Below are 9,756 nucleotides of genomic sequence, written 5' to 3'. Positions count from 1 at the left end.
CGTTTTTTCATTTTTCTAAGATATTTATTTAAACATAAACCGTCTTAAATATCTGTCCGAATAAAGGTAGCAACTCCAATAAAGATGGATCTGTAATAAAGATAGATACTATAATTAATCTGTGTAAAAAAAGAAATAAGTGAACGATACAATTCCTGAAATTAAACAAATTACCACTGCTGAAACTTTACCTATTAGACACAAAGTTATGTGGCCCAATAAGCCGATAGAGTATGTTGCTCTACCAAATGATAAAGATGCAAGACATTTTGGTTTATTTGTAAATGGAGAAATAACATCTATACTATCTCTATTTTTAGAGAATAACGAAGCTCAATTTAGAAAATTCGCAACATTAATTGAGTTTCAGGGATTAGGGTATGGAACAATATTATTAAAAAATATAATAGATCTAATAAAAAAAGAAGGAATTAGAAAATTATGGTGTAATGCACGAGTAGAAAAATCAAAATTCTATGAGAGATTCAACTTAAAAACCACAGATAAAAAGTTTGAGAAAGGCGGGATCGAATATGTAATTATGGAAAAAACTTTCTAACATGATTTTCTAAGCAAGTAAATCTTCACAAAAACCACACAAGAAACTAAAAACCAAAAAACTACAACAAACCTAATCGGTCAGTTTTTATTATTATCAAGTATTAATATCAAATTAACTTGGTATAAAACTTATGTATCGAAAAAAAAATATGGGTAGAGGGTGTAACAAATACTGTTTTTTTTATCAAAGGAATAGAACATAAAAAAATAACAGTATGAAAACTTTACTTCAAGCATTAATATTTTTAATTTTTCTATTTGCACATACATTTGGTTTTTCAAATACCCAAAACAGTACACATCTATCCAAAACTATCGCACCTCAACCGATCATCGTTGAGACTATAGGTACAGGAAAACCAATTTTATTTTTACCAGGATTTACAACTCCAGGTACTATCTGGAAAGAAACGATCAAAAACCTTAATACAAACAGACAATCTCATCTCTTTTCTTATGCTGGGTTTAATGGCCATGCTCCTATAAAAATGCCTTGGTATGCTACCATAAAAAAAGCAATTATAGCGTATATACAACATCATACACTTACCGATGTTATCATCGTTGCTCATAGTATGGGAGGTAATCTTGCGGTTGATATTGCAGAAAAAATTTCTAAATTAGTTATCGTAAATGCCTTACCTTGTATGAGGGAGGTAATGATGCCAAATGTGCCTGCAGAAAATTTTTATTATGATAGTCCTTACAATACTCAAATGTTACAGATGGATGCAGATCAATTTAAAAATGTTGCTAGTATGATGGCTTCCAATATGACCAATTCTACCGATAAAGTATCAACATTAATGAATTGGATACTAGAGGCAGACAGAACTACTTATGTATATGGATATACCGATTTATTAAAACTAGACTTAAGACCTGTACTTCCTATGGTAACTGCAAAAACGTTAATTCTAGGAGCTTCTTTTCCTAATACAAAAACGGTAAAACCTAATTATGAAAGTCAATACGCTACCTTAGCTAATAAAACTATTTTAATAGCTGAGAATAGTAAGCATTTTATAATGTTTGATCAACCAGAATGGTTATATACTACCCTAAATACTTTTTTGGCGGATGAAAAGTAATCAGAATATTCTTTTTGAAGAAATATACCAGCAACATCATGCCATGGTAATGCAAATGTGCCTTGGTTTTGTTAGAGGGGATCATGATATTGCAAAGGATCTACAGCAAGAAGTTTTTATAAGTGTATGGAAAAACTTAAAAACATTTAGAGGTGCTTCTTCTTACAAAACCTGGATTTATAGAATCACAGTGAATACGTGTTTACAACATGTAAAAAAGAAGAAAAAAGAACCTACATTCTCTATATCTGAAATAGAAAATCAAGTCCCTTTTCCTGAACAAAAAACTCCTGAAAAAAGAGCTATTTCTACATTATATACTGCCATTGGACAGTTGAATGAACTAGACCGATTGTTAATTATGATGGTTCTAGATAATCAGGATTATGATACAATTGCAGAAGTTATTGGTATACAACCAACCAATGTACGAGTGAAAATTCATAGAGTAAAGAAACGTCTTAAAAAAATTTTAGAAAATAATGGTAATGGATAATGATTTTAAAGAATTCCAGAATGAATGGAATAATAACAAAAACAATATAGAGCTATCGCCTAATGGTATCAATACTCTATATGACAAAATAAAGAAAAAGGAGAAAGCTAATTATTTCTTTTACTATGGTACGATTATAATTCTATTAGCCACATTGATTGTTATCTCTCTTTTCTTTTACTATGTAGCTCCTGTAAAAGAAATCCTAAGTAGAATTGGTGCAGGGTTAATGATCTGTGGATTGATCGTTAGAATTGGTATTGAAATTATTAGTATTGGCAAGGCAAAACGAATGAATACAATTCATAATACATTGACTGCTACAGAAAATACGATTCGTTTTCATCAATTCAGGAAAGTTATTCACTCTATCGTTGCTCCTATCATTGTGGGGCTGTATACAATAGGATTTTATATGATTACTCCAGAATTCAGTTTATATATAAGTCGCTGGAATCTCTTATTGATTGACATATCTTATATAGTAATTGCCATCATTCTATTTTTTGTCATAAGAAAAGGTATAAAAAAAGAAATGGTAATACTAAGTGAGATTATGGATTTACGTAATGAAATAACCGAATAATATTATTTCTAAATCAGTCTAATTAAAATAAAAAAGACTGCCTTTTTAAGGCAGTCTTTTATTGGTTAACGAAACTAATCTTACATTATTGGCAAGCTTATCCCTGTCCATTCAAAAACAGTTGCATCAGCCCCTCCTATTACTTCTGTAACCTCTGTAAGCGTTACTGTTGCTTCATCTGGATTATTTACTGTACTTCCATCAGCTCCCAAAACATTTGCTATAATACTGGTAGAAACATCCGCATTTCCCTTTCTATCAGTAAGGTCTACTACATTTCCTGTAGTTGCGCCTCCTGTCAATACAAGTAATGCATTAGAAATAGTAACACTACTTCCTCTTCTTATATTGATAAGGTCTTCCATTTTTACGTTGGCTGCATTTACAATGGTAAGCCCCGTAATTGTAGGATTTGATCTAGGCATAGCTGTATCATTATTTACTGCTTCCTGATTATCACCTTCAATACCATGAGAGTCACTTGTTACTTTTTCAAAACCTTCAAGACGAGCTCCATACAGATTGTTTGCTGTTCCAGTCCATCCATCAGTCCAATCAAACATATCATCTTCTGAATTAACCACCAGAATATTAGATAAGTTCACTGTACCTCCAAACAAATCAATACCATCATCTGCTCCGTTTGCAACCACTAGGTGATTGATCGTAGTACCATTACCTACAGCATATAAACTTAATCCGTTGAATTCAGTTTCTTCATTTATACGAGCTCCTGTATATTCAATTTTTAAATAGGTGATAGTTCCAGAATCATCTGCTGGTTGGTTTCCTCCATACGTTAATCTAAATAATTCTGCTTCTGTAGGTATCCCCGTATTTACTGGAGCATTTCCTGCAATAATTAGCCCTCCCCAATCACCTGCTTTTGGTGACGTAGCAGCAGATGTCATTACTACTGGATTCTTTGCTGTACCTTGAACAAATATTTGTGCTCCTTGTTCTACAGAAATAAAAATATTGGTTCCTCCTGGTACTGCTTTGATAGTTGTACCAGCTTCTATAGTAAGAGTTGCTCCTGATTTTACTATCAGTGGCCCCGCCAATTTCCATTCGTTTTCTGCATTTAATGTTACTTCTCCTGTTATTTCAGAAGTAAGGTATGCAGTATCAAGATCTGGATCTTCCTGTGAAGTAATGACACCATCTTTTCCAGAGGTTATTACTTCAGAAATATCATCATCACAGCTAGACATAGCAACCAGAAGTGTGCTGATGATTATAATTTTTTTTATCACTTTCATATTGATATATTTTTTATTTAAACTTAATTCTTCCATCAAACAACTGCTTATTGTTTATGGTGAATTGATCTTCTATAAATTATTGATTAATAGGTTTACATAATATACTGAGCCTATTGCTCCTGGTCCAATTGCGGTAAAGTATTCTTTACCTCCTAAATTGGTTGCTCCTAATTTGATAGTTGATTTTAATCCAGGGATCTTATAACTAAGTTGCGCATCAATTACCGAAAATGATGGTATCTCTCCTTCTCCAAAAGGAGCTTGCCATAGGTAACTATCACTCCAACGGAATGCTGTATTAAATCCAAAATTTTTAAATATTTTTTTGTGACCAAATACTACTTTTGCTTTATGTTCTGGTGTATTGAATCCTGGACGGAAATTTGGATCTTCACTTTCATCAAAATCTAATTGAGCAAAAGTATAATTCATATCCAGATCAAATCCTCCTAGAATTTTTGTTCCTACTCCTACTGTAGCTCCATAAGAATTAATAGCCGCACCAGAGTTGGTATATATCTGATATTGACGAACATCATTGTTTGAAAGCGCTGACAAACCAGTTACATCATTTACATTACCATATAAAGGCACTAATACATTTTCTGTAGATATGAAGTTTGTGTACTCATTATAGTACCCACTTACATCTAGTGTTATTTTATTAATTTTTCCTCTATATCCTAATTCTACAGCTACAATTTCTTCTGGGGCAACGACATCGTTATTTGCGGCTGTTGGTGTTCTATTAGTAACAGAAACCAGTGAATATGCATTATCATAAGCTTGTCTTCCTGAAATAGTTGCTGTATTATTTCCTGTTATCGATCTTCCATTAGAAGAAAGGTTATACGTTCTCTCTTCTCGATCAAGGTTATCTGGTGCAGATCCTACATTAACTGTTTGTCCAACATCTAAATCTATATAAAGGTTTTGTGCTGTTGGGTTTCTAAATCCTGTTTGATAAGAAGCTCTAATATTATGGTTTCTTCTTTCTCCCAATGTATATCCAAGAGAAACCCTTGGCGAGATGTTACCATCAAATAATTGAGATTTATCATACCGTACAGATCCAGTAACTTTAAACCTATCATCAGCAAATTTTTTCTGAATTTGTGTATATATTCCATATTCAGAATATACAATAGGTTTTTCAAAATCTGTAAAGATTGTTCCTGCAGAATTTAATTCATATTCTCTAAATGAACCTCCTACTTGAATATCTGCAAAATCCTGTGTCAAATGACTAAAGTTATAATTGGCATCTGCATGTTTAAATAGAGACTTGTCTATAAATCGTGCGCCTCCTTCAAGGTCTGTTTTACCGATTACATTATTAAAAGCATTTTGGTATTCTGATGTCCCTGGTACTAATCTTCCTGTATCTGCAGCAGTTCTAGATAAAGCATGTGCTTGTTCTGTGGTTTCCCCTAATCGAACAGCATTTACATAGGCACTACTATAATCTGCAAACCATTGATCATCACTTTTCCATGCTCTATTCAGGTTAATTCCTGCAAACACAGCATCATATGATTTTTTTGCATCTCCAGAAGTGATATATCCACGTAAGAAAAAGTTATCATTCTTTATTTCGATCTTATGCTGTTGCATAATAGCTCCTTTTGCTATATATCGAGTAGCATTTTGAAAAGCAGATGTACCTTTATTGATACGAGCGTTATAAATTATTTCAAAATCGTTTTCAAAAGGCTTATAATGTATTGCTCCATTAAATCGTAATGTATTGATCTTATCATCATAAAGATCGACTTCATTATATCCAGTTCTACTTACAACTTGATTAGGCAAAAATTGTGCATCTACTGTAGTAAGTGCTCCGCTATCAACCAATGCTGTTGATAAATTTGATAGGTTAAAACGAACCTCATCTCCATAAACATTTACACCATTATAAGATGGATCTGTTCTATCTGTAGCAGCGTTAACAAGGTTATCTGTATTATCTGCATGCCAGTCAGTTCCCTGAAAATAAGAAAGACTTGCTTTGGCAGCGATCTTCTTAGAAAAAGCATACGCAATACGCACACCAAAATCATAAAATTGGTTATTACCCGCAGCTTCTTGCGAAGTAACTCCTGTTTTTAAATAAGTACTTACTCCTTGGTGATCAAATGGATTTTTACTGGCTATAAATAAACTTCCGTTAAATGCATTTGCCCCATATAATGCAGAAGAAGGTCCTGGAACCATCTCTATACTATTGATGTCTAAAATATTAATCCCTGAAAGATCTCCTAAATTGGATCCTAATGTAGGGTTCGTATTATCCATCCCATCAATCAAATGTACAAAACGTGTATTCTCTAAAGTAGAAAACCCTCTGGTATTAAGAAGCTTAAGATTATAGCTACTAGCATTCAGGTCTACTCCTTTTAAATATTTCAGCGCATCAAAGTAATCCATCGCATCATAATTTGCCAGATCTTTACGACCAAAACGTTCAATACTAACTGGTGAATCAAAAAGACGTTCTGGAGCTCTCGATGCAGAAACAACGACCATATCTAATTTTGAATCCTCCTCTAATGTAACCAATATATTACCTGAAGCATCTTTTGAAGGAATGGTGGTTGTTTGACTTTTAAAACCAAAACTTTTGATCTCAATTACAACAGGGAATTGTGGTTTATTTACTTCTAAAGTAAAAAATCCATCAAAATCAGTAGACGCAATAATATCTGTTCCTCGTATCGAAATTACTGCTCCTGGAACTGGTTTATTACTGGAGTCCGTTATCTGTCCAGTAAAGGTAGATTGGGCGTATGCAATTGTACCTGCCCATAGCATAAACATTAGTAAAAATTTCTTCATATTTAAGCGGTATTTAAATTTAATAATTATTAATTAAGTTATTCTAAATCAACATATAACATACAGAAAAGGGGGCACTTATCCATATGAATATGCAAAAAATATAAATCGAAGTTTTTGTTTAAAAAAGGGTTAAAATATTATTCTTCCTGCCTTTTACTTATAAGGCTTTTGTTTGTAGTGTTATCACTTTGTTTTAAGGCATTATACTTGGCTATAAATCGCACAAGATCTTCTTCCTTTTTCAATCGAAGTTTCTCTTTTTTAAGGTAAGCTGCTAATTCTATTCTTTTATCACTGAAAAGCTCTAAGATATCTTTTTCATTCTGTGATAATTCTGCGATCACACCATTTTCCTCTAGATAATAGGTGCAAATTTGTTTGATCTCTCCAGGTTCAACACCATAGGTACTTCCTGAGCTTTTCTCAGGCTCAGTAATATCCAAAGTGTATCTTTTATACATTCTGTATTGATCATGTAATTCTAACAAAACATAATACCCTTCTCTTTTTGAACCTCTGGGCGATACAAAATGGCAGTAATAAAAAAAATGATCTTCATTACGTATATGAATTTCAGCTTCTTTGATAATTTGGTAAAACTTAGAACCATCTTTATACTCAAACGCATCTAGATCAATATTGTATTTTAGTTTACCAGTAAAAGTTCCTATTTTTTCATTAATAACATCATAGGCTACATATTTATCCTTTAAATACGGAGACCCTTCATATTCCTCAAAGAAATAAGATCGCTTGTTCTCAACTATCATTGATTTAGGCAGTTGAGCTATCAATAAAGTAGGGGCAAATAAAATAAAGTAAAGTAATTTTTTTTTCATACAAAGTAGGGTTACTTATTAGCATTTTTTTTTGGGTAGACGGGGCGTCGTCTTTTAAAACTATTTACTGTTAAAAATAATTTTTGCAAAGCTATAGAAAATCATTTTTTAATTACGGTAAAACCGTATATTATTTTATGTTAATTTAACATAATTTATTGTTGATCAATTTCAAAAAAAGAATTACATTACCTCAAATCAATAAAATAAAACATTGATTAACAATAATTTACATTAATTTACTTTATTTTTTAATAGTCTTATTATTGGACATTTTATTTATAAAAAAAAGCTGTTTTAAGTCGATTTTTGTAAGCAAATTCACTTGTTTTAGCATGAAATTCTTTAAAAATTCACTTTTTTTACAAGTATAAAATAAGTTTATTTTTTTCATTATAGCGAGCTGACAATCAGAATACTAAAAAAAAGGTTCCATTCAACCTCATTAATGACAGTTCTAATTTGTTATATTTTATAATTTACACATCAATATGTTGTTAGAGTTATAATAAACAGAAGTTAATTTCCTTTTATGTATTGACATAAAAATAAAATACTATTTTTTTAAAATATGGAAAAAATATACTCAGTAGATAGCAAAGAAGTTAAATCAATTTATATCGGAAAGGATGCGATCTCTTTTTGTAAACTAAAAGAGAACAATCCTGAAAGGTTTATCCACTTCTATAAGTATCCTGAAATAATGGAGAAAACTACTAAGTTTAAATTTCACGATATAAAAGAAATCAAAATTCGAGGTGGAATAATGTATTTCAAAGGATTTTGCAAAGTAGAAGATATTATGATTTATTGGAAAGAAATAGCTTTTGATTCTGAACAAAAAGCTCTTGATTTTTCTACACAATTAGACCAGTTAGATGTATTAAAGAAAAAGGTAAAAACCGAGAAAAAGCTTAATGCAGTATTCAATAGCTCCTCTTTTTATATTTTTATTTTTGGACTTTGTCTGGTTTATTTAACTATCAACGGAGAAGCAAATCTAGGGGAATCTGCTATTAGATCTCGTAATAAACTTGCTGGCAAAATATTAGATTCTCTATTTAATTTTCTTGGTCCAACAGTATCTATTCTATTTTCTATTCTTATTGTAATATTTGCTATTTATTTTATGTGGAAAAAGTTTAAAACCCCTTTAGACATTATTACTTTTAAAGAAAAATAACCCTCTTTTTATCAAAAAACAGTTCAAACTACACCTTTCTTTACAATACACAGATTAATGAGTAGAACAAAAGATATAATCAATACTCCCAAAATACCTTTTGAGATATATCCCAATGTTTTTTTGAAAACCTTTTAAATTATTGATGTTATAGTCAAATTTTTAGATATGTACTTTATTAATTAGTTTGCTGAAATTGGTTGAATCAATCCTTAAATAAGAAGCCAGATCATTTTGAGAAATCATATTAAATAAATGTGGACTTCTTTTGGCAAATGTTTTGAATCGTGTTTCTATATCAAAAGCCATAAGCTCATGATGCCTCTGTATAACTCCTGCCAAAAATTGCTCTGTTGCTTTGCGGAATAAAGTTTCGATCTCTCTATAATCTTGCATGAGTTGCTCATGTTTCTCATAAGGAATTCTTAAAAATGCACTATCTGTAATTGTTTCCAAATAATATCTTGATGGAGTCTGAGTAAAAAAAGATTCTAAAACCCCACTGAATGAAGGAGCGTATGCAAAAAACGTAATATGCTCTTTTGATTCGTTAAGATAATATGATTTCTGAATTCCTTCTAGCACGAAATAGATATATCGTTCTGTTTGCCCAGGTGAAGTAAGTGTCGTTTTTTTAGGTACCTTATACGGTGTCCAATACGAGATATACGTATCCAACATCTGATCATCTATTTTATGTATTTTGGATAAAAAAGATTTCATATACTCATTGTATTATTTAAACAACTATAAAAAATAGGGTTTATCCTTTGTTTTTCTTTTTCCCTTTACTCTTATTATCTGTCATAGCATAGATCATTGGCTATTTCGGAGTGATGGTGCCACGTTTTTCGGTCAAACAGTGCCACTTTGAAAGATCTTACAATTATAGTTAAA

Annotated in this window: 9 protein-coding genes; 5 read left to right on the top strand and 4 right to left on the bottom strand. The window is 31.4% G+C overall.

Going from position 1 to position 9,756, the window contains the following annotated elements; translation table 11 throughout:
- Positions 1-139 precede the first annotated feature (139 nt).
- From CVD18_RS19910 to CVD18_RS19895, 4 genes are all read left to right on the top strand, one after another.
- Positions 140-559, top strand: a complete 420-nt coding sequence (locus tag CVD18_RS19910) for a GNAT family N-acetyltransferase (RefSeq protein ID WP_233194600.1) — start codon at positions 140-142, stop codon at positions 557-559.
- Between the two features lie 217 nt (positions 560-776).
- Positions 777-1,652 carry an alpha/beta fold hydrolase gene (locus CVD18_RS19905; protein WP_103867253.1) on the top strand — a complete coding sequence of 292 codons (876 nt, stop codon included), beginning with the start codon at positions 777-779 and terminating at the stop codon, positions 1,650-1,652.
- Positions 1,642-2,148: an RNA polymerase sigma factor gene (locus tag CVD18_RS19900; RefSeq protein ID WP_103867252.1), complete on the top strand. Its 507-nt coding sequence runs from the start codon at positions 1,642-1,644 to the stop codon at positions 2,146-2,148. The genes CVD18_RS19905 and CVD18_RS19900 overlap by 11 nt, the downstream gene beginning before the upstream one ends.
- A complete protein-coding gene (locus CVD18_RS19895; protein WP_146052872.1) occupies positions 2,141-2,734 on the top strand; it encodes a hypothetical protein in 594 nt (197 codons plus the stop codon). The genes CVD18_RS19900 and CVD18_RS19895 overlap by 8 nt, the downstream gene beginning before the upstream one ends.
- An 80-nt stretch (positions 2,735-2,814) precedes the next feature.
- Here the strand turns inward: CVD18_RS19895 and CVD18_RS19890 are convergent, their stop codons facing one another.
- From CVD18_RS19890 to CVD18_RS19880, 3 genes are all read right to left on the bottom strand, one after another.
- Positions 2,815-3,996 (bottom strand): hypothetical protein, encoded by a 1,182-nt coding sequence (locus tag CVD18_RS19890; RefSeq protein WP_146052871.1) that lies wholly within the window; start codon positions 3,994-3,996, stop codon positions 2,815-2,817.
- A 72-nt stretch (positions 3,997-4,068) separates the two neighbouring features.
- Complete coding sequence (locus CVD18_RS19885; protein ID WP_103867249.1) at positions 4,069-6,834, bottom strand: TonB-dependent receptor domain-containing protein; 2,766 nt, start codon at positions 6,832-6,834, stop codon at positions 4,069-4,071.
- 140 nt (positions 6,835-6,974) lie between these two features.
- A complete protein-coding gene (locus CVD18_RS19880; protein ID WP_103867248.1) occupies positions 6,975-7,676 on the bottom strand; it encodes a hypothetical protein in 702 nt (233 codons plus the stop codon).
- Positions 7,677-8,247: 571 nt separating this feature from the next.
- On the opposite strand from CVD18_RS19880, the gene CVD18_RS19875 reads away from it, so the two are divergent.
- Complete coding sequence (locus CVD18_RS19875; protein ID WP_103867247.1) at positions 8,248-8,859, top strand: hypothetical protein; 612 nt, start codon at positions 8,248-8,250, stop codon at positions 8,857-8,859.
- Positions 8,860-9,021: 162 nt separating this feature from the next.
- Here the strand turns inward: CVD18_RS19875 and CVD18_RS19870 are convergent, their stop codons facing one another.
- Entirely contained in the window at positions 9,022-9,582 is a 561-nt protein-coding gene (locus CVD18_RS19870; protein WP_103867246.1) for a Crp/Fnr family transcriptional regulator, read from the bottom strand.
- Between the last annotated feature and the right edge of the window lie 174 nt (positions 9,583-9,756).

Source organism: Aquimarina sp. I32.4, from assembly GCF_002924285.1.
In the GTDB taxonomy this organism is placed as follows: domain Bacteria; phylum Bacteroidota; class Bacteroidia; order Flavobacteriales; family Flavobacteriaceae; genus Aquimarina.
This window is presented reverse-complemented; position numbering and strand designations above follow the sequence as displayed.

What these genes read in the sequence shown, in the direction of transcription:
- CVD18_RS19905 (WP_103867253.1), top strand. Translation starts at nt 777, where the DNA reads ATGAAAACTTTACTTCAAGCATTAATATTTTTAATTTTTCTATTTGCA.
- CVD18_RS19900 (WP_103867252.1), top strand. Translation starts at nt 1,642, where the DNA reads ATGAAAAGTAATCAGAATATTCTTTTTGAAGAAATATACCAGCAACAT.
- CVD18_RS19895 (WP_146052872.1), top strand. Translation starts at nt 2,141, where the DNA reads ATGGATAATGATTTTAAAGAATTCCAGAATGAATGGAATAATAACAAA.
- CVD18_RS19890 (WP_146052871.1), bottom strand. Translation starts at nt 3,996, where the DNA reads ATGAAAGTGATAAAAAAAATTATAATCATCAGCACACTTCTGGTTGCT.
- CVD18_RS19885 (WP_103867249.1), bottom strand. Translation starts at nt 6,834, where the DNA reads ATGAAGAAATTTTTACTAATGTTTATGCTATGGGCAGGTACAATTGCA.
- CVD18_RS19880 (WP_103867248.1), bottom strand. Translation starts at nt 7,676, where the DNA reads ATGAAAAAAAAATTACTTTACTTTATTTTATTTGCCCCTACTTTATTG.
- CVD18_RS19875 (WP_103867247.1), top strand. Translation starts at nt 8,248, where the DNA reads ATGGAAAAAATATACTCAGTAGATAGCAAAGAAGTTAAATCAATTTAT.
- CVD18_RS19870 (WP_103867246.1), bottom strand. Translation starts at nt 9,582, where the DNA reads ATGAAATCTTTTTTATCCAAAATACATAAAATAGATGATCAGATGTTG.